The organism is Candidatus Polarisedimenticolia bacterium (genome assembly GCA_036004685.1).
Lineage (GTDB): Bacteria > Acidobacteriota > Polarisedimenticolia > Gp22-AA2 > AA152 > DASYRE01.
The window spans coordinates 1-24,878 of the sequence record DASYRE010000012.1 but is presented as its reverse complement, the minus strand read 5'-3'; the positions used below and the strand labels follow the sequence as shown (position 1 = coordinate 24,878).

Below are 24,878 nucleotides of genomic sequence, written 5' to 3'. Positions count from 1 at the left end.
GCCGGGTCGCGCCGGGCTTGCGTACCGCCCTGGAGCCACGGCACGCATACCGTGCCTTGCGATCCGGGCGCGGCGAGGGGTCAGGCTTCCCGGAGCCCGGCCAGGACGCGGCGGACGGCGGCCTTGGCGAGAGCGACCTTATAACGGTTCTTGGAGAGGGGGGCGGCGCCGGCGAGCGCCGCCTCGGCGCAGCGCGCGAGGCGCGCCGGATCGAGGGCGCGGCCCGCCAGGATCTCTTCCGCCTCGCGGCATCGCCACGGGACGGGCGCCACGCCGCCGAGCACGATGCGGGCGCGCTCGCAGGTCGGCCCTGCGAACGTCAGGACCGCGGCGCAGGAGACAAGCGCGAAGTCGAAGGAGGCCTTCTCGCGGATTTTCAGGTAGGCGCTGCGTGTCCCCGCCAAGGGCTTAGGGACCTGGATCGCCGAGAGAATCTCGTCATCCTTCAGGACGTTCTCGCGCGTCACGTCGGCCGAGGGCATGGCGAAGAACTCGGCAAGCGGCAGGCGCCGCTCGCCGGACGGCGACTGGATCGCCGCCGTGGATCCGAAGGCCACGAGAGCCGGGGCCGTGTCGGAGGGATGGACGATCCGGCATTCGTCCCCCCCGAAGATGGCGTGATACTTGTTCTCGCCCTCCAGGGCGAAGCAGGTGTCGCCCCCCTTCTTCCGGCAGAGAAAGTCCTCGCTGCGGTAATACCAGCAGCGCGGGCGCTGGCACAGGTTGCCGCCGAGCGTCCCGGCGTTCCGGATCTGCGGGGACGCGGCGGCCCCCGCCCCTTGCGAAAGAGCGCGCCAGCTCGAGGCGATCTCCGGATGCTCCGCGATCTCGGCGAGCGAGACGAGCGCTCCCAGGCGCAATTCTCCTCCGTCGCTGTCGATCCGGTTCAGGCCGGGAACGCCCTGGAGGTCGACCAGCCGCTCCGGCTCGGCGATCCGCTCCTTCATCTGGGGGATGAGATCGGTGCCGCCCGCGAGGACCTGCGCTTTCCCCGCTTTCTCCCGGAGGAGCGAAACCGCCTGCTTCAGGCTCCGCGCGCTGGCGTACTCGAAGGCCTTCATGTCCGCCTCGCGGCCGCGGCCTCGAGGGCGTCCAGAATCTTGTCGGGAGTCAGCGGGAGATCGTAGATCCGGAGGCCGAGGGCGTTGGCCACGGCGTTGGCCACGGCGGCGGCCGTGGGGATGATCGCCGGCTCCCCGATTCCCATCACCTGGGTGTTGTTAAAGCCCGCCGCCACCGGGAAGGGATGGATCTCGATTTCCGGGACTTCCAGGGCGCCGATCACCTTGTACGCCTCGAGGTTCGGGTTCAGCACCTTCCCGAAACGATGGTCCATGACCCGCTCCTCGAGCAGCGCGAACGAGATTCCCTGGAGAATCCCCCCGTTCACCTGGCTCTCCCAGAGAAGCGGATTGACCACCCGGCCGGAATCGTGGACCGCCACGACGCGCAGCACGCGCACCTGCCCGGTCTCCACGTCCACCTCCGCTTCCACGAACTGGCACCCTGCCGTTCCCCGGTGGTACCCGGAGAAGTTCGGGGCGCGCTCCCCAACGCCCGCGAGGGTCCCTCCGGGGACCTGGCGCAGGACTTCCTCCCACGCGATCACCTTGCCGCCCGGAGCGGCGACCCGCCGGCGTGAAGTCTTCAGGTCCTCGGCGCGGACGCCCAGAACCGCAGCCGCCCGATCGAGCAGCGCGCGCCGCGCGTCCGCCGCCGCCGAACGGGCGGCGGGCGTGACGGAGGCGGCGGTCAGGCTTCCGCCGCTGAGGATGGAATAAGGGAAATAGGAATCGCCGAGATGGACGGAGACGTCGTCCACGCGGAGCCCCAGCTCCTCGGCCGCGACCTGCGCCAGCAGCGTCCGGGTGCCGGTCCCGATGTCCTGGGTGCCGCAATAGAGATCGACGCCGCCGCGGGCGTGGAGCTTGATTTCGACCCGCGGGCCGGGGATGCCGCTGCCGTCCCAGGTCGATCCCGCCACCCCCATGCCGCGCTTGCGCGGCCCGGGTGAGGTCCCGGAAGGACGGCGGCTCTTCCAGCCGAAGCGCGCGGCTCCCAGCTTGAACTCTTCCCGCCGAAGGTCGCTCGGATCGTTCTTGATCCGCACCTCGAGCGGGTCCAGGCCGAGTTTCTCGCTCAGCTCGTCGATCGCCCCCTCCAGGCCGATCATTCCCTGGACGTGACCGGGGGCGCGCATGGGACAGGCCGGTCCGGCGTGGGTGAAGACGTCCTCCTCCTCGATCCGGAGGCTCGGGAAACGGTAGAGGTCGGGGATCGGGCCGGACGTCTGGGCCCCGCCCTCCGTTCCTCCGGTGCCGTAGCTCTTCCACGACAGCGCGGTCAGAGTCCCGTCCTTTTTCCCGGCGATCTTGACCGTCTGCACCGAGGAGTGACGGTTCCCCGTCGCCAGGAAGTCGTCGCGGCGATTCAGCAGGAGGCGGACGGGGGCGCCCGCCTTTCGGGCCAGCCGCGCCGCGATGGGGGAATAGGAGCGCATCTGCAGCTTGCTTCCGAACCCTCCGCCCGCGTGGTCCTTGATGACGCGGACCTTGTCGGCGGGAATGCCGAGCGCCTTCGCCAGCGAATCGCGCACGTCGAACACCGCCTGCGTCGAATCCCAGAGCGTGACCTGGTCGCCGTCCCACTTCGCCAGGCTCCCGTGCCCTTCGAGACAGGCGTGCAGCGCGACCGGGGTCCGGAAGACGGCCTCCACCACCGCATCCGAGGAGCGCCAGGCGGCTTCCACGTCGCCGCGGCGGGTCGACACGGTCGGCTCCACGTTGCCGGAGGGACGCACCGCCGGAGCGCCCGGCTGGCGGGCCCGATCGGGATCGGTGACGAAGGGGAGCGGCTCGTATTCCACCTTGATCCGCCGCAGCGCCTCCTCGGCCGCCGCGAGCGTGTCGGCCGCGACGGCCGCCACCTCGCATCCGGCGTAGGGATATTCCTTCGCCTCGAGAACGAGGACGGCGCGCACGCCTGGATGGGTCTCGGCAAGCGCCGTGTCGATCCGCTTCAGACGGGCGTGCGGCAGGGGACAGCGCAGGATGGCCCCGTGGAGCATCCCGGGGATTTGCAGATCGAAGGTGTAGCGGGCGCGGCCCGAGACTTTGTCGGGCCCGTCGACGCGGGGGATCCGCCGGCCGACGACCCGGAGATCGGCCTCGATGTCCCACGGATCGGGCTCGCGATCGGGTAGCGATACCTCCGCCTCCTTGAAACGGCCGGGCATGCCGAGGCGGATGCGCGTTTTTCGGGACAAGGGCCCTCTCCGTGGCTCAGGGTCGCGGCTTGAGCCGCGAGGCGGCCAGAGCCACCGCTTCGAAGATCTTCGGATAGGCGGCGCACCGGCAGGTGTTCCCCGCGAGCGCCGCGCGGATCTCCTCCGGCTTGGGATCGGGCCGGCGCCGCAGCAGCGCCGCCGCGGCCATCACCTGCCCGGGCGTGCAGAAGCCGCATTGCAGGCCGTCGGTCTCCACGAACGCCGCCTGCAGCGGATGGAGATCGCCGGCGGGGGAGGCGAGACCCTCGATCGTGGTGACGCTTCTGCCGTCCGCCTGGACGGCGAGCGTCAGGCAGGCGTAGCGCGCCGTTTGGCCGAGAAGGATCGTGCAGGCGCCGCACTGCCCCAGCTCGCAGACGCTCTTGGTGCCGGTCAGCCGCAGCTCGTCGCGCAGCGCCGCCAGCAACGTGGTTCTCGGCTCCACGGAGAGCTCGCGCCGCCGCCCGTTCACCTCGAGGGTGATCTTCGTCTTGCCCGGTCCCCGAATCGGTTTCGCCGTGGCTCCCTCCTCCGCGGATCCGAGAAGCTTCCCTCCGGCCATCGCCGCCGCGGTCAGCGCGCCGGTGACGCCGGTCAAGAATTCGCGGCGGGTTGTGCCGCGCCCCGGAGAAGTCCTGGCGCGATCGGGTGCCGTCATCCTCGGCTCCTGCGCGGCGTGGGGCGCCGCCCATTGGAGATCGGGTGCCCGGACAAGTCAAATGCTCCGGACGCCGCCTACCGACAATACGCCGGGGGGGAGACAAGGTTTCGAGACGGACCGCGCCGGGCCCGGGAAGGGGCCGGCGAGAAGAGGCTTCAGTCGTCGAAGCCGCAGGTGCCGCGCTGCGGGGCGCCGCAGCTGGTGCAGGGGCCCGACTCCAGCGCCGCCGTCTCGCGCCGGGAGCCGCCGGCGACGGCGAACACCGAGATGAGCTTCTGGACCCGCGGGCTGTGGCACTTCTTACAGGTGACGGTGCGGCGGCGATCGAAGACGACCTTCTCGAAGCGCTCGCCGCACTCCTGGCAACGGTATTCGAAGAGAGGCATCGCAGACCTCGCTGGCGGATGTTTTGAAATCATTCTAGCGCCGCGCGGCGGCTCGTTGCAACGTGTGGGGTTGTTCCGAATCCGGCGCGGGGGCTATAATCCCGCGCCGGCGCCGCCCCGGGCGCCGCCCGGAGCGACGCATGGACGGATCCCATGAAGGACCGCGCGCCAAGCCGCCGAGAGTGGCGCTGGTGCTGGGCTCCGGCGGCATCAAGTGCATCGCCACGCTGGGCCTCTTCCGTATGCTGACGCGGGAGAAGATCGGCGTCGACCTGATCGCCGCCAGCAGCGGCGGCGCCGTCTTCGCCACCGCCTACGCCCTCTACCCCGACGATCTGGAGAAGATCGAGGGCTTCCTCTGGAGCTACTGGAAGCCGGAGATCTTCCGCGATTTCGACTACTTCGGTCTCCTGGCGGCGCTGCTGCGCCCGCGGTCGAGGCCGATCGAGAAGTTCGGCTTCATCAAGGGGAAGCGAATCCTGAGGAACCTCGACGCGATGTTTCCGGGGAAGACTTTCGCCGACACGCGGATTCCGCTGCGGATTGTGGCGACCGACATCCGGACGGGGCGCTCGGTGGTCTTGCGCGAGGGCAGCCTGTCCCGCGCCGTGCGGGCCAGCGTCTCGCTGCCGATCTATATGAGGCCGGTGCGCTGGGGGGAGTCGTTGCTGGTGGACGGCGGGATGACGAACCCGCTGCCGTGCGACATCGCCAGCGCCGAAGGGTCGCACGTGATCCTGGCGATGTCGTTCGGCTCGTCGCTGGACACTCCGCTCGACAGCCCGCTGCGCCTCCTCAATCAGATCGTGCGCGTCTCGGCCAGCAACCTCATTCGCGCCCACGACGACCTGCACCGCTACACGCACAAGGGGGCGATCGTCGGCATCCACCCCGTGTTCGACCACGTCCACTCCTTCTTCAATTTCCACACCATGGAGGAGATCATCGCCCGGGGCGAGGAGGCGAGCGAGGCGGCGCTGCCGAGGATCCGGGCGGCGCTGGGCTCCCTGCACGCGGTGGGGAGCTGACGCTTCAATACGCGGGAGCGGCTGCTCCTTCAGAGGCCGCGGCCGGCGACGGGGAAGGTCATCGTCGAGGCGGTCCCGTCGGCCCGGCGCAGGGTGATGCTAACGTTGAGATCCCCGGCCCCGATCAGCCGCTTGCCGTCGATCTTGAGCTTGAAGGGGATGCGCGCCGGCTGGGCGCGGTCGTGGGCGGCGTAGTAGGCCGCGATCTCCTTGAAGGCGTCGGCGCGCTCGAAGACCGCTCGCTCTCCCTTCCCTTCAACCTTCACGTCGGCGCCCGCCAGACCCGTCCCGCTGAACTCTCCGCGCAGCGTCAGGTCCGGAAGCAGGAGCGAGCCTTCGTACTTGGTGGAGTTGATCTTCATCGCGCCATCGGGCGAAGCGGCAAGCGGCCCGGCGGTGGCGGGAGGCACCGCCGCCGTCCCTCCTTCGGGAGCCGTCGAGCCCGGAGCCGTCGTCCCCGGAACCGTACCTGGAGTCGCGCCCGGCGCGGGTGCGCCCGGATTCGGGACGCCCTTGCGCCCGAGGATGGCGCCCGCCAGCTCGCCGAGCGGCGACTTTCTCTTGGACAGCTTCTCCAGCACTTCGCCCTGGGCCGCGGCGCGCGTGATCGACTGCACGTCCACGCCGTAGGTCGGCGCCGCCACCGGCCCGCGGATGGTCAGCGGCAGCGCGATGCGATCCCCTTCGCGCTCGAGATACCGGGCGCGGCTGCCTTCGCGCAGCAGCGTGGCGGTGAGGTCGGGGGAGAAGAGCACCTTCAGGTCGAAGTCGAGCATCCCGGCCAGATTAAGCGATCCCTTCCCCTCCACGCCCAGGTCGCGGCTCGTCACCTTCAGGTCCTGCGTCGACAGCCGCCCGTTGGCGACGCGCACGCCGGCGGTGAGGACGGAGAAGTCGGTGCGGTTCTTGGCCACTTCGCCGCTCACCTTGGCGAGCGTCGCCTCGCCGAGCAGATTCGACACCTTGGCGAGCCCGCCCAGCACGTTGATCCGTCCGATCCAGCCGCGATCGATCCGCAGGCTGCCTTCGCCCTGCATCGAGTTCAGGATGCGGTCGACGTCGCTTCCGGCTCCCGAAAGCGTCAGGTTGGCGGTGAGCGCCCCGGCCAGGAGGTCCTTGACGCCGAAGTTGTCCGCCAGGAACCTCTGGCTATCGACCCCGGCGAGGCTGCTGTTGTACGAATACCGGGGCACAGCGCCGCGCAGGTCGGCGGAGAGCAGCCCCTTGTAGGTCCCGCCGTAGAGCTGGAAGGTGACCGGGTCGAAGGTGACGACCTTGCCGTCGAGCCGCAGATCACCGGCGAAGCGCGAGAAGCGGAACGTCCCGAACGACCCCTCGTCGATGCGGATCGTTCCCGTGCCGCGCGTGCGTTGCATGACGTCGCCGCCCGGCGTCCGCGAAGGCGCCTGCGCGGCCGTCTTCTGGCTGGGAGTCATCAGTGCGAGGAGATCGTCCAGGTTGGCCTTTCGCGAGGAGAGGGCGAGCGTGAGCTGCGGAGTGCGGAAATCCTTCACCGACAGATTCCCCGCCATCCTCGTTTCCCCGACGCGCGCCGAGAAGCGATCCACGCGCAGCGCGCCATCGGCGAAGGCGAGCCGGCCGGCCGCGTCTTCGATCGGCTTGCCGAACGACGGATCGGCATAGCGCACCCCTGACATCTCAATCTCGCCGCGGAAGTTCATCCGATCGGGTCGGGCCAGCGGCCCCGAAGCGCTCCCCTTGAAGGCGATGGGGGACTTGGAAGAGACACCGGTGGGGAAGGGTGCTCCCAGGACCGCGGCCACCGTCTCGAGATCCTCCGCCATGATCCGGGACGGACGCACCGTCACGTCGATCTGGCTGCCGGCGTCGGACAGGAAAACGTTGCCGCCGGCCGACAGACGGCTCTTGCCCGTCGCGGCCTCCAGCTTCTTGAAGGCGATCCGCCGCCCGCCGTCGGTGAGCGCCGTGTCGATCGTGAGGTCGAGGTTCCCTCTCCGCCCGCGTCCCGCCGGCGCGCCGCTCAGAGCCACCTCGCGCAGCGCAACCGTGCCGCGCAGGAAGCCGTCGCTGTCCAGCTCCCATTTCCCGCTCGGCCCCGCCCGCAGGCGGGCCCGCGTCTGGATCTTCGCGGAGACCCTCCCCAGCGGCGGGCTGATGCCGAGGAACGACTGGAAATAAGGAGTGAACGCGGCAGGCTGGAAGTCGTCCGCTTCGACCGAGAGGTCGGTCACGCCCGAAGATGCCGTCCCGCCGACCGGCAGCGCCACGATCCCCGAGAGCTTCAGCGATCCGGAGTTGGCCGGAGGAAGGTCGGCGGCCAGGTCGATGCCGAACGGCCGGCCGGGCGCGTAGCCGTTCAGCGCCATGTCCACCTCTTCCAGGACCGTCGTGACCGTCTTTCCGGGAATCACCTTCTCGTCGACGAAGCGCACCCGGGCGTTGCGGATGCGCAGCCGCGCCAGCGTGAACGTGCTGGTGCCTCCTGCGCCGGAGGGCGGGGGGACCTGCGCCGGCCCGGCCGGCGCGGGCGTGGGCGACGGGAGGTTGAAGCGGCCGTCGGGATAGCGGTGCAGGTTCAGCTCGGGTCGCGAGGCAGAAAGCGAGGCGATCTCCAAGCGCCCGCGCAGCAGCGGCAAGATGCGGGCGCGCGCCGAGAACGACTCCGCCTGGAAGAAGGGCGGATCCCCGGGCCGATCCGAGGCGATGCGCACCGGGCGGACGCCCACGCCCGGAATCGGCAACAGCCGCAGGCTCATCCGCCCCAGCGAAACTTCGCGGCCGAGCATCCTCTTCGCCTGCGCTTCGATCGGGTCGTGATAGCGGTTGATGTCGACGAGGAGGGGAGCGGCGAGCGCGACGACGACCAGCAGGCCGACCACGGCGGCTGCGATCCAAAGGAGGCGACGGGTCCGGGAAGTCATGACGTCTCTCCTTCCATCCAACCCCATTATATTTAAACTCCGCGGCGCCGGTGAGGCTACCCCGGGAGACGCCGCGGCGCGCGCCCGGACACCCGCTGTGCGAAACACCGCCACGCCGCAAGTCTTCGATTCATCCGCAGTTGGCTCCGGCCCGCCGAAGGCGCTGTCGGGATTCCGCACAGAGGCCGCTCCCGGAGCGTTGCGCGCCGTTTTCCGGCGGAGGCCCGGAAAGGCCCGCCGGGAAAGGCGTTGCGCCGCACGCCGCCGGCGCGGCTCCGGGCGGTGCGCGTCTTGCACTAAGGGAAGGGCGCGGACACGACAGGTTCAAGGGCTGACGGCCACTTATCAACCTGGTCCGGCTGACCGTACGTGGAGCTGACAGCCAGCGTACGACGAGCTGCGGGCGGCGGGGAATGGGCCCTGCCGCCCATTTTTTTTGTTATCCTTCCCGGCGCCTATGAGCGGTCGCCGGTTCGCGAATGCGGTCCTTCTGGCCGGAGCGTCGATCTCGGCGGCCGCCACCGTCTTCGCCGTGGGCTCCGCGATGGGCCACGGCGGTCTCACCCTCCGCGCCGTCGCTCTCGCCGCAGGACCACTCCTCCTCGCCGCCGTCTTCCTCCTCGCCCTGAGGCTGCCGATCGATGGCCGAATCGCTCTGGCGGTGACCTGTCTGTCCCTCGCCCTGGCCGTCTACGCGGCCGAGTGGTACCTGCGCGAGCTGCCGGTATGGCGCATGAAGCGCATCGCACGCAGCCTGGGGATGAAATACGACCCTCGCACTAAGATCGAGGTCCTCCGCGACCTGCGCCGCAGAGGGGTCGACGCTTGGCCCGCCATGGCGCCGGAGCTGCTCTTCGGCAGCCACGACCCGACTTTCCTGCCGCTGGGCGGGATCTCCAACGTCGTGACCGTCTCCTGCAACGAGATCGGCAGCTACCTCGTCTATCGCAGCGACGAGCACGGCTTCCACAACCCACCCGGGCTGTGGTCCTCCCCGGCGCTCGAAGTCGCGGCGGTAGGCGATTCCTACGCGCAGGGGCGCTGCGTCCCTTCCGAGCAGAACATGGTGGCGCTGATCCGCAAGAAATATCCCGCCACGCTGAACCTGGGAATGTCGGGCAACGGACCGCTGACCGATCTGGCCAACGTGCTGGAATACCTCACCCTCCTCCAGCCGCGGCGCATCCTCTGGTTCTATTACGAAGGAAACGACCTCACCGACGATCTCCCTCGTGACCTCAGCGACCGGATGCTCGCGCGCTACCTCGAGGCCGGCTTCCGTCAGAACCTCCTGTCGCGCCAGGCCGAGATCGACTCCTTCCTCAAGCGCCGCGTCGAAGAGAAATACCTCGAGGCGGAGCAGAGGTTCCTGGAAAGGCAGGCGGAGGATCGCTGGCAAGGAGCCCTGCGCCTGCGCACGCTGCGCGCCTCCCTCGGACTGGCGGTGTGGAAGCACCCAGAGAGCTTCGCCGGGGTCGACTACCCCCTGTTCCGGCGCATCCTGCTGACCGCCCGCGACGCCGCCCGAACCTGGGACGGTCGCATTTACTTCGTGTACCTGCCCGCCTCGGGACGCTACCTCAGCGGCGATCTGCGCCGCCTCAACGACGAGGTGCGGGTGAAGATCCTCACCATCCTGCGCGAGCTGGGGATTCCGCTGATCGACCTGACGGGACCCATCGGGGAAGCGCCGGTGGACGAGCTCTACGCGCCCAACGGCGGCCATTTCACACCCAGGGGCTATTCTCTCGCCGCCGAGCATGTCCTGCAGGCCCTTGACGCAGGTGGGCGTTGACCTCATTGACCCCCATGGATACCGGAAGCTATCCTTGTCGACCGAGAGGGACAAGCACCGGGGAGGAAACCGTGAGCACGCAAGGTAGGAGTCTTGCCTTCGTCGCGATCGTTCTTCTCGCTGCGGACCTGGCGTGGGCGGCGGGAAAGCCGGGAGGCCCCGGCGGGAGCGAGAACGTGCCCGAGAGCAAGAACATGCCGGAGAGCAAGAACGTCGCTGAGGGCAAGAACGTGCCCCGGAAGCTGCAGGCCATGCTCGACCGCTACGCGAAGGCGGAGATGAGCTTCGATGCCCGGCCCCTCCCCGCCAAGGACAAGCAGCTCCTCAAGCACCTGATCGCCGCCGGCAAGCAGATCGACGCCATCTTCTGGCGGCAGTCCGATCCCAAGGCCGTGGAGATCCGCGACCGCCTGGCGCGCGCCAAGGATCCCGAATCTCAGGCGCTGTACCGCCTCGTCCTGCTCAACGCCGGTCCCTTCGATCGCTTCGACGAGTTCAAGTCCTTCACCGGCAGCCGTCCCGCCCCGCCCGGAGCCGGCTTCTATCCGGAGGACCTCACCAAGGAGGAGCTGGACGCCTACTTCGCCGCGCATCCGGAGGAGAAGGAGCGCCTGCTCTCCCCCCACACCCTCGTGCGCCGCGCAGGGAAGAAGCTGGTGACCGTGCCCTACCACGTCGCCTACGCGCAGTGGATCGAGCCGGCCGCGCGCGAGCTGGAAGCGGCGGCGGCGCTCTCGCAGAACGCCTCCTTTACCCGCTACCTGCGCTCGCGCGCCAAGGCGCTGCGCAGCGACGATTTCTTCGCCAGCGACTGCGATTGGATCGATCTGCGGGACACGCCCTACGAGCTGGTCTTTGGCCCCTTCGAGGTCTACGACGACCGACTGATGGGGGTGAAGGCGACCTACGAAGCGTCGGTCGCCGTGCGCGACGCCGTCGAAAGCGATCGCCTGAAGACGTACGTGTCCCACCTGCAGGAGCTGGAGGACAACCTGCCGTACCCGGAGCAGGACCGCCGAAAGGTCGGGACCCTCTCTTCGCCGATGGTGGTGGTGCGCGACATCTATCGCGGCGGCGACCTCAACTACGGCTACCAGGCCGTGGCCACCAACCTGCCGAACGACCCCCGGGTGCACGAAGCGAAGGGGAGCAAGAAGATCTTCTGGAAGAACGTCATGGACGCCCGCGTCAACCAGGTCATCCTGCCCATCAGCCGCGAGCTGCTGGTGCATGAGCAGGCGGTGAAGGTTACCCCTCGCGGCGTCTTCGAGGACGTCCTGATGCACGAGATCTCGCACGCCCTGGGGCCACGCTACGTGCGCGGCACCGGCGAGAAGGTGCCGGTGAACGAGCGCATCGGGGACCTCTACTCTCCGCTGGAGGAGATGAAGGCGACAGTGGCGGGACTGGTGTCGATGGCCTGGTTCTTCGACCACGGCGTCATGCCCGCCGACTCCGAAGAGGAGCATTACGCCTCCTACCTCGGCGGCATCTTCCGCTCCGTACGCTTCGGGGCCAGTGAAGCGCACGGCCGTGCGGGCATGGTGGAGCTCAACTTCGGGCGCGAGCGCGGCGCCATCCGCCGCGACGCGGCCACCGGCCGCTGGTCGGTCGTGACCCCCAAGATGCGCGACTCGATCCGCGCTTTGGCCGAGAAGGCGCTGGAAATCGAGCGCGCCGGCGACCGCAGCGCCGCCGGGGCTCTCTTCGCCAAATACGGCAGCGTCCCTGAGGATCTACAGAAGGACCTGGACCGTCTGCGCAACGTCCCGATCGAGATCGAGCCCATCTACAAGAACGCCTGGTGAGGACCGAGCCGATGCCGACCGAGGTGGTGCGCAGCAGCGAAGAGGTGAGTTGGGAAGAAGTCCACCGGCGCCAGGGCGAGAAAGGCCTGGCGATCGTGGATGTCCTGCCCGAGGCCTCGTACCAATCCGGCCACATTCCCGGGGCGCTCAGCCTGCCCGTGGCCGAGCTGCGCGAGAAATCGCCGGAGATCCTTCCCGATCGCAAGCAGGAGATCATCGTCTACTGCGGCAGCTTCACGTGACCCCTCGCCAAACAGGCCGTCGGTCTGCTGCGCGAGATGGGCTACGAGAACGTGCGGGACTATGCGGGCGGTTTGCAGGACTGGAAGGATCACGGCGAGAAAGTCGAGAGGGGAGAGGCGCCGCTACCCCCCGTCGCCGCGCTGTTGCCCGCCCAGCGGGATGCGTCCCAGCGCGAAGGGGGCGCGCGCGCAGCGCCGCCGGTCTCCCGTCCCGCCCCGGCACGACCGGGCCGCGCCTCCTGGCTGCTCGATCGCATCGCCGAATGGTCGATCGCCCGGCTGCTTTCGATCTGGCTCGCGATGGTCGTGGGCATGGGGGCGATCTACTGGCTTTGGACGGCGCTGCGCGGCGACGGAATACGGAGCGCCGCCCGTCCCCTGGGGTCGGGGTTCGCCGACCTGCTCAGCGCCACCTACTTCAGCTTCGTGACCGCCCTATCCATCGGCTACGGCGACCTCACCCCAGTCGGCAGCCTCCGCTGGCTGGCTATCCTGGAAGGCGGAGTCGGACTGCTTCTGTGGGGCGCGGTCATCTCGAAGATGGTCTCCCGCCGGCAGGAGAAGCTCACCGAGGAGCTGCACCGTCTCGGATTCGAGGACCGGCTGGATCGGATTCGGACCAACCTCCACTTTCTCCTGGCCGATCTCCACGCCATCTCGGCGCTCTGCGCCGTGCGGCAGGAAAGGCCCGATCGGATCCTGGTGCGCGTGGAGAGCGCCGCCACCGTCTTCGCCGGCGAGCTGCGCGACATCCACGACCTCCTGTACCGCCCCCAGCAGCTTCCCGACGAGGACGTGCTGGAGTCGATCCTGGCCGGCCTGGCCGCGACGATGCGCGAGATGACCGAGGTCGTCGCTTGCGTGGAAGGGGCGCGGCAGCGTTCGCCGACGCTCGGGAGGACCCTCGACACCGTCTCCAGGCTGGCCGGAGAGGTCTGCGGAGATTGCGTCCCGCGCGAATACGCTCCCGACATGAAGGCCTGGATGGACCGCATCCAGGATCTGGCGCGCCAGATCACGTGAAGCAGCGCCTCGCCGCGGGCCTTGCCGTGGGCGCCGCCCTCGCGCTTCTCTTCACCTTGCGAGTCCGCGATCCCGGCTTTCTTCCCGGACATCACGGCTACAACAGCACTCTCGCCCTGGCGCTCGCCAAGAACCTCGGCCCCACCCACGGCTTCCTGATGTTCTCGCGCGCCCATCTCGACGCCGCCGGCCGCGTACAGCTCGACCCCCACAACCGCCTGCCCATCCCCGCTTTCCTGCTGATCCGCGCGGCGATGCTGCCGTGCGGCGGCGACGTACTCTGCGAGATCGCCGCAGCGCGGTTGCTGATGATCCTCTTGCTCGGTGGGGCGATGGTCGTTTCGTATCTGCTGATGGTCGAGATCTCGGGACGGCCGCTCCTCGCCGCTGCCGTGGCGATCCTGGCTTTCTCTTCTTACTACTTGCAGTACTACGGCGACATGATCTACAACGACATACCCGCCCTGTTCGGCTTCCTCCTCATCCTGCTCGGCATCGCGCGTTACGAGAGGGACGGCGCGAGGGGGATTCTCTATGCCGGAGTCGCAATCGGCGTCGGCTTCGGATGGCAGGCCTTCGGCGCGCTCGCCGCCTGGTGGGTGGTGGATTTCGTGGGGAGCGTGCGGAGGGCGAGCGGAGGAGCAAGTTCCACGCTTCGCGGCCTGATCCGCAGGGAGCCGACCCGGGCGCTGGGGGCGGCGCTGCTCTTCGGTGCCCTCCTTCTCGCCTTCAATCTTCTCAACGAATGGCGCGTTCTGGGCGGGAATCTTACGAGCCTGCCTTCGGTCCGCTCTATCCTCTTCCGCACCGGGGTCGCGTCGGAGGAAGCCGGCGCCGCCGAGGCTTCCGAGATCCGCTGGACCCGTTTCCTCACCAAGCAGGCCCGCCGCGTCATGAAGGCGTCCCTGCCCGCAGGCGCCATGCACGACGCCGTCTCCAAGCTCGGCAACGCCGCCGACGCCCGGCCTTTCCTCGTTCTCGCCGCGGCCCTGGCCGGAGCAGCGCTTCTGGTATGGCGGTTCATGCGTGTGCGCGGGAATCGCGTCGTCCTCGGCACCGTCCTTCTTTCCGGCTTCTTCTGGACGATCCCCCTGAAGAACTTCAGCGCCTTCCACGAGTACCAGAGCTTCTTCTACGTCGGCTTCGCCCTCGTCTTCTATTACGCGTTGCTCGATCGGACCTCCGGCTGGCCGACCTGGGTCGTCCTCCCCGCTGCGCTCGTCCTCTTCGCCTGGTCCTGCGTTGCGCTGCGCGCCGAGAAAGCGAATCTCGCCCGCCCGTTCAACACGCGGAGCGTCGATTTCGCGGCCATCCGCGCCGCCCTCGGACCGGGACGCAAGGTGCTGCTTGGCGCGGAGCCGGACGAGTTCGCCGGTGAAGGCAAGGCCCTCCGCTATTTTCTGGCGGGGGAGTACGAGGCACCTGCCGAGCTAGCGGAATTCGTGATCACGCGAAGAAGGGATTACGGTAGGGAACCGATGACGCCGGCGAACCGGGAAGTTTTCCTGTTCCGGACGCGCCCTTAGTGCATCACCAACGGGGCTTCGCGCGAGGATCGAGGACTCCGCGGAAGGAAGGTCCGTAAGCGTAGGCTAGAAAGATCTCCAGCGCGAGGACTACGTAGGCAATTACCAGGCCGGTCGCATCGACGAAGTGATGGTAGAAGAAAATGTTGACGACGATGGGCGCCAGGAGAATTAGACCCAGCGGTGTGAGGAACCCCCGTCAGAACCATCAGGCCAGCGACGAATTGCACGCCGCCAAGCAAGGGCAAGAAGATCGGGTGTTCATCATGGCCTGAAAGAAAGAGGCGGCCGCCTCCGGCATCTCCTTCGGCATCGGCATGAATCCTTTGCCAAAGAGCGACATCAGGACCCCATTGAGCCCGAACACCGTGAACACGAGTCCGAACAGGACTCGAGCAATCAACGTGACGTAGCGCATTTCCTCCTCCTTCGTGATGGCCGGTGAGTCGTCGAGGCTGCCGAAAGTTCGCGGCCAGCTCGACGTGTCAAGGCCTCCTCACGATCTTCCCTTCCTTCATCACAAAATCCACCGAGGAGACGACCTGGATGTCACGCAGCGGGTCACCCGGCAGGGCGACGATGTCCGCGGTTTTGCCTTGTACCAGGGCGCCGAGGTCGCTCCGGTCCAGCAAAGCGGCGGCTTCGAGCGTGGCGGCGCGCAGGGCGCGCAGGGGCGTGATGCCGGAATGGACGAGGGAGACGAACTCGCGCCAAGCCTCGGCGTGAGGATAGGCGCCGACGTCGGTGCCGTAGGCGAGGCGCACGCGGCTGCGGGCCACGGCGGCGCGGCGCTCGAGCAGGCGCGGACGGTAGCGCTCCAGCTTCTCCAGGGCGTAGGCGGGGAGGCCTTGCTCGTGACCGTGCTCGAGGAGGAAGTCGACGACGCTCCAGGTAGGGACGAGCCAGGCTCCCTTCTGCTCCATCAGCTTGAGCCCTTCGTCGTCCACGAAAGTGCCGTGCTCGATCGAGCGGATGCCGGCGCGCACGGCGCGCTTGATCCCCTCGGCGCCGTGGGCGTGGGCGCAGACGTGGTGGCCGAGCGCTTCGGCCTCCTCGGCCGCCGCCCGCAGTTCCGCTTCGGAATAGGTAGCGGTGCCCGGCTCGTCGCCGGCAGAGAGGAAGCCTCCCGTAGCCATGATCTTGATCCAATCGGAGCCGTTGCGGAATTCGCGGCGCACCGCCTTGCGGATCTCGTCGGGGCCGTCGGCGATCGCCGCGCCTTCGATGCCGAGCGCGGGGTCGAAGTGGGACCAATCGCCGTGTCCGCCGGTGGCCGACAGGGCGTGCGAGGCGACGAACATGCGCGGTCCTTCGACCAGGCCGCTGGCCACCGCGCGCTTCAGGTCGGCGGCGCCCCAGGCGAGGTCCTCGTCTCCCGGGACGCGCACGCTGGTGAAGCCGGCGTGCAGCATGGCGCGGGCGTTGGCGAAGCCGTGCAGCGTCTTCATGGCGGAGGAGCGGGTCACCATCTGCGCGTCCATGTCTCCCGGCTCGAACATCAGGTGGGCGTGCGTGTCGATGAAGCCGGGAAGGCAGGTGTGGCCATCGAGGTTCACGACGTCGGCGCCCAGCGGGCGGCCCACCGACTTCGAGATCCAGATGATCTTCCCGCCGCTGACCAGGATCTCGGTCGGACCGGAGAGCGAGGAGGAGGTCCCGTCGAAGACGCGAGCGCAGAGCAGGATGGTCGCTTTACCCGGCGGCTCCTCGGTGAGGGCGGGGGCAGACAGGGCGGGGGCAGACAGGGCGAGGCACAGCAGGGCGGCGCAGGGAAGTCGGCGCATCCGGGACCCTCCGGGTCGAATACGATTCCGTAAGGGAAGATTCTGAGCGGCCGATTCTACCACCGGCCGGGCCTCGTTTTGCGGAGGATCAGTCTTCGGCTTGCCGAGGAAACGGTCACAGCCTTGCGAATGGTTCGACTCCCGCCTTGTGAAGTCTCTGGCGTGACCTTAAGTTTCCCTCGGAGGTGATATTGGCTAAACAACGGGTCGGGGACGAGACCGTCAGCCTCCCGCGTCCGGTCGTGTCGCCGAAGCTCGACCGGGGGCACGCCGGCCTGGTGGTCATCCAGGGACGGGAAATCGGCCGGCTCTACCGCCTGCGCCGCCGCGAATCGGTCCTGGGGCGCGAGGAAGCGGCCGATCTGCGCGTCCCGGACGACCGCATCTCACGGTGTCACGCGCGGCTGTCGGTCGTGCGTGAAGGCGATGGGGGCGCCCTGCACGTCTTCCTCAGCGACCTGGGGAGCACCAACGGCACCACGGTAAACGGAGAGCCAGTCTCCCGGAGGGAGCTTCGGGAAGGGGACAAGGTGCGGATGGGGGACACCGTCCTGAAGTTCGTTCTCCAGGACGCGCTGGACGCCCGCTTCCACCGCGAGATCCGAAACCGGATCGCCTTCGACCAGCTCACCGGGCTCTTGACCAAGGAGTCGCTGATGACGGCCGCCGAAGGCGAGCTGAAGCGTTGCGCGCGCTTCTCCCTGCCGATGGCGGTCCTGATGATGGACCTGGACCGCTTCAAGAACGTCAACGACACGCACGGGCACCTCACGGGGAGCAGCGTCCTGGCGGAAGTGGGGCGGCTGATCCGGCTGGGCTTCCGCAGCACCGACGTCTCGGCACGTTACGGCGGCGAGGAGTTCGTGGCCTATCTGGCGGAAATCGGGGCGGACGGCGCCGCCAGCGCCGCCGAGCGCATCCGCGCCTCGATCGAAGGGCATCCTTTCCGGCGGGCGGCCGACGCGGCCGGCGACTCCGTCCAAGACTCCGCCCAGGTCCTGCGCGTCACGATCAGCATCGGGGTCTCGGAATTCCCGAAGGATGGCGCGACGCTCGTATCCCTCATCGCCGCGGCGGACCGCGCCCTGTACCGCGCCAAGGAGACGGGCCGGAACCGCGTCTGCCCGGCGTGAACCGTCCCGTGCTCGGAAGCCGCGTCTTCCCGGCTTGAAACGGCCTCGACGCGCTTGTCGGTGGCTGAGCGCTGTTGTAAACTCCGGCACTCTCGGACCAGCCGAACATTCTGCCTGCCATGGGAATCTGAGGATGCCTAAGGAAACGCCGACCGTCATGCCGAAAGAGACTCCGGCGAAAGACCCGAAGGACACGCTGACCGTCACCGACAATCGGACGGGGAAGACGTACGAGATCCCGATCGAGCACGGCGCGATCCGGGCGCTCGATCTCCGCCAGATCCGGACCTCGCCCGAGGATTTCGGCCTGATGACCTACGATCCGGCGTTCACCAACACCGCCAGCTGCAAGAGCGCCGTCACCTACATCGACGGCGAGCGGGGAGTCCTCAACTACCGCGGCTATCCGATCGAGCAGCTGGCGGAGAAGAGCAGCTACCTGGAGGTCGCCTACCTGATCCTCCACGGCGAGCTGCCCGCGAAGCAGGACTACAGCGCCTGGGTCAAGAACATCACGACGCACACCCTGCTCCACGAGAACATCAAGAAGTTCATGGAGGGCTTCTGGCACGACGCCCATCCCATGGGGATGCTGGTGTCCACCGTCGGAGCGCTCTCCACGTTCTATCCCGACGCCAAGAACATCACCGATCCCCAGTCGCGGCGGTGGCAGTCGGTGCGGCTGATCGCGAAGACGCCGACGCTGGCCGCGTTCGCCTACCGCTACAGCATCGGCCGGCCGTACGCCTATCCCGACAACGAGCTGTCGTACACGGGCAACTTCCTCAACATGATGTTCAAGCTGACGGAGCTGAAGTACCGGCCCAAGCCGGTCCTGGAGCGGGCGCTGGACGTCCTCTTCATCCTGCACGCCGATCACGAGCAGAACTGCTCGGCGAACGCCATGCGCAGCGTCGGGTCCTCCCAGGTCGATCCCTACTCCGCAGTGGCCGCGGCGACCGCCGCGCTCTACGGACCGCTGCACGGGGGGGCGAACGAAATGGTGATCCGCATGCTCCGGGAGATCGGCGGCAAGGGCCGGGTGCCGGAGTTCATCAAGCGGGTCAAGGCGGGGGAGCGGCGGCTCATGGGCTTCGGCCACCGCGTCTACAAGAACTACGATCCGCGGGCGAAGATCATCAAGCAGATGGCCGATCAGGTCTTCGCGGAGATGGGCTCGAACCCGCTGCTCGAGATCGCGCTGGAGCTGGAGAGGATCGCCCTGGAGGACGAGTACTTCGTGTCCCGGAAGCTCTACCCGAACGTTGACTTCTACTCCGGGCTGATCTATCAGAGCATGGGCTTCCCGATGGACATGTTCCCCGTCCTCTTCGCCATCGCGCGGACCGCGGGGTGGATGGCGCAGTGGGAGGAGATGATGCGGGACCCGGAGCAGAAGATCTCGCGCCCGAGGCAGATCTACCTGGGCGCCGTCCGCCGCGACTACGTGCCGATGGAGCGCCGCGAGCCCGCGGGGAGCTGGAAGGCGGCGCGCTACCGCCCCGACTAACCCGAATTATTCACAAAGCTCCTACTGCGACCGCGGATCGGGCCCCCTGACGGGCGTCCTCGGGTCGCGGACCCTGCGGGCTCCCGTGATGGCAGCCATCTCCACGTTCTCGCTACGGACCTTCATGAATACTCGGGCTTTAGGTCCGAAGGCCGCCGATCGGGCGATCGGCGGCTTCGTTCGATCGTCAGTTCTTGACGATCTTGTGCTCCCCCTTCATGTGATGATCGATGCTCTCGGCGAGGGCCTCGTCGGAGATCTTCGCGAGCGTCGCCTCCAGCGTCACCTGCTCCGTCCCCCGCGCGACCACCCAGGTCGTCTTGTCGCCGATCTTGGCGTCGCGCTGCATGCCGTGAATCTTCTCCTGGTTGTCGCCGTTGGCCTCCACGCCGTTGATCGACACGACCTGATCGCCCACCTGAAAGCCCGCCTTCTCGGCCGGACTGCCGGCCCACACCTTGCTGACCGTGAGCTGATCCGTGTCCCCCATGTCCAGCCCGATGCCGAGCCACCCGTGGGTCTTGGCGTCCTTCTTCATCGACTGGGCGCATTCCTCGGCTTTCATGCCGCACTCATGCCCCGACTTGTCCGCAGCGTTCTCGGCCTTCTCGCCGGCATGGCATTCCTTGCCTCCCGCATACGATGCGCCGCTGGCGACGACGAGCGCAAGGGCGAGCGACAGCGCTCCCAGGATTCGATTCCAATGCAATGGACACCTCCGCAGGGGGCCGGCCGATCGATCGCTGGCCGGACGGTTTGAGGACGAACGGGCCATGATTATAGGGGGTCGGGGCGGTCCCGAGCAAAAAGCCGGCCCGCGATCCCGGCGCCGGTGCGGCGTGCGAGCCGCAGGCGATTTGCTCAACCGGAGGGCTTCGTCGTAGGGTTAAGGTCTTTCGAGGCTTTCCCGATGACCTCCGACCCGCGTCCTTCGCTGCACGGTGGCCCGCCGCCAGGCAGCCGATCGCTCGGCTTCGTGGCCTGCACCTCGCTGGTCGTGGGGAACATGATCGGCTCCGGCATCTTCCTTCTTCCGACCTCGCTTTCCCCCTACGGAGGGATCTCCCTTCTCGGATGGGGCTTCACCACGCTGGGCGCCATCTGCCTGGCCCTGGTCTTCGCGCGCCTGGCGGCGCTCGTGCCGAAGGCCGGAGGCCCCTACGCCTACACGCGGGCGGGATTCGGGGACTTCCCCGGCTTCTGGGTCGCGTGGGGATATTGGACGTCGATCTTGGCGGGCAACGCCGCCATCTCCGTGGCGATGGTCAGCTATCTCCGGGTCTTCGTGCCGGCGATGAGCGGCGTCACGCTCGTGGCCTGCCTGGTGGCGATCGCCGCGGTCTGGCTCCTTACCTGGGTGAATTGCCGCGGGGTCCGGACGGCCGGATGGGTGCAGGTCGCGACGACTGTCCTCAAGATCGTCCCGCTCGCCGCCCTCGCCGTGTTCGGACTGTTCGGAATGAATCCCGCGCATTTCGTTCCCTTCAATCGAAGCGGGCTTTCCGGCTTCTCCGCCGTCTCCGCGGTCGCCGCGCTCACCCTGTGGTCGTTCCTCGGGCTCGAATCGGCGACCATCCCCGCGGAGGAGGTGACGGCCCCGGCCAGGACGATCCCCCGGGCCACGGTGGCCGGCACCTTGATCGTCGCGGTGGTCTACATCCTCGGGACGGTAGCGGTCATGGGAATCCTCCCCCCCGAAGCCCTCGCCAAGTCGGGGGCCCCGTTCGCCGACGCCGCCCGGGCGCTGTGGGGGGACTGGGCTTACTATTTCGTGGGGTTCGGCGCCGTGGTGTCCTGCTTCGGCGCCCTGAACGGATGGATCCTGCTGCAGGGACGGATCCCGATGGCGGCGGCGCGCGACGGTCTTTTCCCGTCCCAGTTCGGGAGGCTCTCGAAAGCGGGCGTGCCCGCCTTCGGGCTCGTCGTCTCGAGCCTCTTCGTCACGGCGATGCTGGCGCTGAACTACTCCGGATCCCAAAGCCTCGTCGAGTTGTTCGATTTCGTCATCCTGCTCGCCACCCTGGCGACGCTGATTCCCTACGTCTTCTGCGCCATGGCGGAGCTGATGATCTACGTGCGCGACCGGTCGCGCTTCCGCTCCGAGCGCCTGGCCGGGTCCGTCGTGATCGCCCTCGCCGCCTTCGCCTACTCGGCGTGGGCCATCTACGGCTCGGGGGCGCGGACCGTGCTCTACGGGTTCCTGCTGCTGGTGGCCGGATTGCCGATCTACGTCCTGCTGGGATGGCAGCAATCGGCCGCCCGCGGCGAGCGCCCGTCCGCCGGCGGGAGAGGCTGAGGTGCGGATCGTGGTGGCGCTGGGGGGCAACGCGCTGTTGCGCCGGGGAGAGCCGATGACGGCCGAGAATCAGCGCAGCAACGTCCAGGCGGCGGCGCGGGCGCTCGCCCCACTCGCCCGCAATCATCAGCTGGTAATCTCCCACGGCAACGGTCCCCAGGTCGGCCTGATGGCGCTTCAGGCCTCCGCCTACAAGGAGGTCGATCCCTATCCTCTCGACGTCCTGGGCGCGCAGACGGAAGGGAGCATCGGCTACATGATCGAGCAGGAGCTGGGGAACCTGCTGCCTTTCGAGGTTCCTTTCGCCACCATCCTGACGATGGTGGAGGTCGATCCCGACGATCCAGCGTTCCGGAACCCGGACAAGCCGATCGGGCCAATCTACACGAAAGAGGAGGCGCAGCGCCTCGCCGACGAGAAGGGATGGACGATGGCGCCCGACGGGGATCGCTTCCGCCGGGTCGTTCCTTCGCCGCTCCCCCGCAGGATCTTCGAAATCCGCCCGGTGCGCTGGCTGATGGAGAAGGGGACCATCGTCATCTGCGCCGGGGGCGGAGGGATTCCGACGATGTACGGCAAGGACGGAAAGCTTCACGGCGCGGAAGTGGTGATCGACAAGGACCGCGCCAGCGCCTTGCTGGCGCGCGATCTCGAGGCCGATTTTTTCATCATGGCGACCGACGTCGACGCGGTCCAGGCCGACTGGGGAACGCCGCGCGCCCGGGCCATTCGCCGCATCTCGCCGGCGGCGCTGCGTGGCCTCCGGTTCGCCGCCGGCTCGATGGGACCCAAAGTGCAGGCGGCCTGCGAGTTCGCCGAGCAGACGGGGAAGACGGCGGCCATCGGCGCCCTGACCGGCCTCCCGGCGATTCTCGAGGGCCGGGCCGGGACGCTGGTCTCCCGGGACGTCGCCGAGGTGATCTGGGGCTGAGCGCGCCGACTCATGAAGGCGCTGCCAAACGAAGGGCCGCCGGTGTTCCGGCGGCCCTCGTGGTTTCCGGCGCGCGTCTCAGGTGGCGGCGCAGCTCCGCCACGCCCGGCCCCCATCAAGCTCATGGGCGTCGCCGAATTGCGGCGCGAGGTGACGCCGACGAACCAGCCCGACGCGGATCGCGGCGTCCTTGGGGTGGCGGAGCCCGACTTCACCCTCACGCTCGCAGCCGGTAGTGAACTGTCCGTTGGCCGCCGCCCCGCGTTAGCCCCTCCGAAGGCCCGGCGTTATTTCCGAAGACGCGACACCGGCTACCGCAGCTTGGGACAGTCGTCGCCTTCTCCGGCCGCCCATTCCTTGAGGCTCTCGGCGATCTTCTTGAACCCAATCGTCGGGCGGTACAGGACGACCTCGGTGCGTCCCTTGCCGAGCGACTTCAGATCGGCGGCCATCACGTAGAGCCCGCCGGGTGGCGGGGTGGCGCCAATCCCCCGGGGGCGGTGGACCACCTGCAGCGTGAATTCGGCCGCCGAGCCGGCGAGCCGCTTCAGGGTCGGATGGTAGCTCGAGGAGCTGACCTCCATCTGCCCTCCGACGAATCCGGAGCGCTTCACCTCCGGGTCGAGACAGGCGGACGATTGCCGGGCCACGTCCGCATAGACCCGGTCGAAATCGCGCTCGAACACGAAACGCTCCATCTTCGCCGCGTGCTCGCCGCTGGCGACCGCCTCGACGAACTCGCGACGGCTCTGCGGCACGTCCAGAGCGAGGAGGGAACCGGCCCCGAGAAGGATGCCGCAGGGCAGCGCCCAGCGGAGCTTCCGCGCGGCCATCACTCCGGCTTCTCGGAATCGGACTTTTCCGGATCCGGCTGCGCCGCGCCGGCGTCCGCCGGCTTCGGTTTTCCCGATTTCCCCGTCGGGTCATGCTTCTTGCCGCGCCCCTTGCCGGGCTGCGGGTGGTCGTGGCCGCGCTCGGACTTGCCGGAGGCGTTCTCGGGCTTGCTCGGCCGGGGAGCGGCCGAGCTCGGTGCCGGCGGGTTCCCCGGAGACTCGGGACGGCCTCCGCCCGGCCGGGCTCCCGCATCGTCCCGGCCCCGCGGCGCCGTTCGGGGCGTCGCCGGCTCGGTCGATGGCGAAGAAGCTCCTGGTTCCCGGCGCTCCTGCCCGGGGGCCGCCCGATCGATACGCGAAGGGCGCTGATCCCGGCCCGTCCGCGCCGCCTCGCGCGCCTCCCCAGCGGAGCGGCCAGCGGGCGCGGAGGCATTTTCCTGGATCGGCTCCGGGCGGCCCGGGGCGGGGAAGCGCCGCCGCTCCTGCCCGGGGGGAAGGCTCCGTCCCGGCGGGCGCCCGCCGCGCGCCATCCCCGGACGGTAGACGACGAACTCGCCGTCGCGCACGCCGCCGCCGGACGACATTTCCGGAGATTCCGCTTCCCGCAGCGGGTAACGCCGGATCGGGCGCCCCACCGCCCGGCCGACGAAGTCGGCGCGGATGCTCTGATCGACGATGCGGTTGTCGACGTAGGTGTAATTCGTCACGTGCTGCGTCAGGCGAATCAACGTGACGTTCTGATCCGGGGACGCGATCCGGAAGCGCAGCCCGGGATCGACGAGATAGCGGGTCCGGACGAAATACCAGGACGAGGGAGCCAGCGCCACGTCGATCCGAACGCTGCCCCAATCCAGCCCGATCCCGGCTCTCCAGCGCACCTGCCAGGGAAGGGGCGCCCAGCCGATCCAGTCTCCTCCCTGATGCCAGGCGACCCAGGCCGGTCCCCACTCGGTGCCCGGGACCCAGACCCAGCCGTAAGCCGGGTCGCTGTGCCAGCGGCCGTAGTGGTAGACGGCCCAGCCGAATTCTTCGTCCGAAGCCCACGTCCAGCCGTAATCGGTGAGCACCCAATGGCCGAGCTGATAGGGACGCCACCCGGCCTCGGTCTCTGAAGGACACCAGACCCATCCGGGGCCGGAGACGTAGATCCACTCGCCGTACAGAGACAAATCGTCGTAGAAGGGCTGCTCTTCAGCCCCGATCGGGACGGCGACTCTCCGCGGCGCGGGCTGGACCTCGACGCGCTGCGGCGCCACGGTGACGCAGGCGGAAGCCAGCGCGGAGAAGATCAGGATCGCCAGGACGCTTGAAACCCTCATGGTTTTCATCGTCTGCTTTCCTCCGAGGAAACGACTCGGTCGCCGCCAAGCACCGCGATGGGCGCGGCGACCTCAGAGAAATATAGATGTCGCAAGAAGCGGGATCACGAAAGATCGGCGACAGATTTCTGACGGCTTTCCGTGCCGCGCCGGCTTTCCGGGACGACGTCTAGAATCAGCCCACCCCACCGGCTTCCCGGCGTCGGCTTTCCGCCTGGCGGGGAGGCCGGCGGAAAACGACTCGGGATCGTCGAGAAGAAGCGCGGCCGGCGATCGTCGCGGGCGGGGGGCTGGTGCTAGTGTCGCGTCTCAAAAATCATGTTACATTCGGCCCCCGATCCATCCCGGCTCGCCGCGTTGCGCCTCGCTTGCGTACCGCCTTGGGTACGCGACGCTCTGGCGCGCCTTGCGATCCGGGCGCCTCGGCGACCTCGG

Annotated in this window: 20 protein-coding genes; 10 read left to right on the top strand and 10 right to left on the bottom strand. The window is 68.4% G+C overall.

What is annotated here, in order from left to right; all coding sequences use genetic code 11:
- Positions 1 to 80: 80 nt before the first annotated feature.
- The 4 genes from VGR67_03260 to VGR67_03245 form a co-directional block, all read right to left on the bottom strand.
- A complete protein-coding gene (locus VGR67_03260) occupies positions 81 to 1,061 on the bottom strand; it encodes a xanthine dehydrogenase family protein subunit M (GenBank protein ID HEV8335414.1) in 981 nt (326 codons plus the stop codon).
- Positions 1,058 to 3,265, bottom strand: a complete 2,208-nt coding sequence (locus tag VGR67_03255; GenBank protein HEV8335413.1) for a xanthine dehydrogenase family protein molybdopterin-binding subunit — start codon at positions 3,263 to 3,265, stop codon at positions 1,058 to 1,060. The genes VGR67_03260 and VGR67_03255 overlap by 4 nt, the downstream gene beginning before the upstream one ends.
- 16 nt (positions 3,266 to 3,281) lie before the next feature.
- The gene (locus VGR67_03250; protein ID HEV8335412.1) at positions 3,282 to 3,923 is read right to left on the bottom strand and encodes a (2Fe-2S)-binding protein; all 642 of its coding nucleotides are present in this window, start codon (positions 3,921 to 3,923) and stop codon (positions 3,282 to 3,284) included.
- Between the two features lie 158 nt (positions 3,924 to 4,081).
- A complete protein-coding gene (locus VGR67_03245; GenBank protein ID HEV8335411.1) occupies positions 4,082 to 4,312 on the bottom strand; it encodes a zinc ribbon domain-containing protein in 231 nt (76 codons plus the stop codon).
- Positions 4,313 to 4,452: 140 nt separating this feature from the next.
- Here VGR67_03245 and VGR67_03240 point away from each other — a divergent pair, with 140 nt between their 5' ends.
- Positions 4,453 to 5,340, top strand: a complete 888-nt coding sequence (locus VGR67_03240) for a patatin-like phospholipase family protein (GenBank protein HEV8335410.1) — start codon at positions 4,453 to 4,455, stop codon at positions 5,338 to 5,340.
- 29 nt (positions 5,341 to 5,369) lie between these two features.
- Here VGR67_03240 and VGR67_03235 read toward each other — a convergent pair whose 3' ends face one another.
- Positions 5,370 to 8,243: an AsmA family protein gene (locus VGR67_03235; protein HEV8335409.1), complete on the bottom strand. Its 2,874-nt coding sequence runs from the start codon at positions 8,241 to 8,243 to the stop codon at positions 5,370 to 5,372.
- A gap of 457 nt (positions 8,244 to 8,700) precedes the next feature.
- Here VGR67_03235 and VGR67_03230 point away from each other — a divergent pair, with 457 nt between their 5' ends.
- The 5 genes from VGR67_03230 (at position 8,701) to VGR67_03210 (ending at position 14,637) form a co-directional block, all read left to right on the top strand.
- On the top strand, positions 8,701 to 10,038 hold the full coding sequence (locus tag VGR67_03230; GenBank protein ID HEV8335408.1) for an SGNH/GDSL hydrolase family protein: 1,338 nt from the start codon (positions 8,701 to 8,703) through the stop codon (positions 10,036 to 10,038).
- A 71-nt stretch (positions 10,039 to 10,109) separates the two neighbouring features.
- Positions 10,110 to 11,846: a Zn-dependent hydrolase gene (locus VGR67_03225; protein ID HEV8335407.1), complete on the top strand. Its 1,737-nt coding sequence runs from the start codon at positions 10,110 to 10,112 to the stop codon at positions 11,844 to 11,846.
- A complete protein-coding gene (locus VGR67_03220) occupies positions 11,843 to 12,088 on the top strand; it encodes a rhodanese-like domain-containing protein (GenBank protein HEV8335406.1) in 246 nt (81 codons plus the stop codon). Before VGR67_03225 ends, VGR67_03220 begins: the two co-directional genes overlap by 4 nt.
- Positions 12,089 to 12,124: 36 nt before the next feature.
- Positions 12,125 to 13,111, top strand: a complete 987-nt coding sequence (locus VGR67_03215) for a potassium channel family protein (protein HEV8335405.1) — start codon at positions 12,125 to 12,127, stop codon at positions 13,109 to 13,111.
- Positions 13,108 to 14,637: a hypothetical protein gene (locus VGR67_03210; protein HEV8335404.1), complete on the top strand. Its 1,530-nt coding sequence runs from the start codon at positions 13,108 to 13,110 to the stop codon at positions 14,635 to 14,637. Before VGR67_03215 ends, VGR67_03210 begins: the two co-directional genes overlap by 4 nt.
- Before the next feature lie 208 nt (positions 14,638 to 14,845).
- Here the strand turns inward: VGR67_03210 and VGR67_03205 are convergent, their stop codons facing one another.
- Together VGR67_03205 and VGR67_03200 are read right to left on the bottom strand one after the other, a co-directional pair.
- A complete protein-coding gene (locus tag VGR67_03205) occupies positions 14,846 to 15,055 on the bottom strand; it encodes a hypothetical protein (protein ID HEV8335403.1) in 210 nt (69 codons plus the stop codon).
- Positions 15,056 to 15,122: 67 nt separating this feature from the next.
- A complete protein-coding gene (locus tag VGR67_03200; protein ID HEV8335402.1) occupies positions 15,123 to 16,421 on the bottom strand; it encodes an amidohydrolase family protein in 1,299 nt (432 codons plus the stop codon).
- Between the two features lie 191 nt (positions 16,422 to 16,612).
- Between VGR67_03200 and VGR67_03195 the strand changes: the two genes are divergently transcribed.
- Positions 16,613 to 17,554, top strand: coding sequence for a GGDEF domain-containing protein (locus VGR67_03195; protein ID HEV8335401.1), 942 nt, complete (start codon positions 16,613 to 16,615; stop codon positions 17,552 to 17,554).
- A gap of 157 nt (positions 17,555 to 17,711) precedes the next feature.
- Positions 17,712 to 19,064: a citrate synthase gene (locus VGR67_03190; GenBank protein ID HEV8335400.1), complete on the top strand. Its 1,353-nt coding sequence runs from the start codon at positions 17,712 to 17,714 to the stop codon at positions 19,062 to 19,064.
- A gap of 187 nt (positions 19,065 to 19,251) precedes the next feature.
- On the opposite strand, the gene VGR67_03185 is transcribed toward VGR67_03190, so the two are convergent.
- A complete protein-coding gene (locus VGR67_03185) occupies positions 19,252 to 19,773 on the bottom strand; it encodes a PDZ domain-containing protein (protein HEV8335399.1) in 522 nt (173 codons plus the stop codon).
- Positions 19,774 to 19,974: 201 nt separating this feature from the next.
- Here VGR67_03185 and VGR67_03180 point away from each other — a divergent pair, with 201 nt between their 5' ends.
- Positions 19,975 to 21,360 (top strand): amino acid permease, encoded by a 1,386-nt coding sequence (locus VGR67_03180; GenBank protein ID HEV8335398.1) that lies wholly within the window; start codon positions 19,975 to 19,977, stop codon positions 21,358 to 21,360.
- Position 21,361: 1 nt separating this feature from the next.
- Positions 21,362 to 22,291 (top strand): carbamate kinase, encoded by a 930-nt coding sequence (gene arcC, locus VGR67_03175; protein HEV8335397.1) that lies wholly within the window; start codon positions 21,362 to 21,364, stop codon positions 22,289 to 22,291.
- A 311-nt stretch (positions 22,292 to 22,602) separates the two neighbouring features.
- On the opposite strand, the gene VGR67_03170 is transcribed toward arcC, so the two are convergent.
- Both VGR67_03170 and VGR67_03165 read right to left on the bottom strand, forming a co-directional pair.
- Positions 22,603 to 23,124, bottom strand: coding sequence for a hypothetical protein (locus tag VGR67_03170; protein ID HEV8335396.1), 522 nt, complete (start codon positions 23,122 to 23,124; stop codon positions 22,603 to 22,605).
- The gene (locus VGR67_03165; GenBank protein HEV8335395.1) at positions 23,124 to 24,452 is read right to left on the bottom strand and encodes a DUF6600 domain-containing protein; all 1,329 of its coding nucleotides are present in this window, start codon (positions 24,450 to 24,452) and stop codon (positions 23,124 to 23,126) included. Before VGR67_03165 ends, VGR67_03170 begins: the two co-directional genes overlap by 1 nt.
- Positions 24,453 to 24,878: the final 426 nt, after the last annotated feature.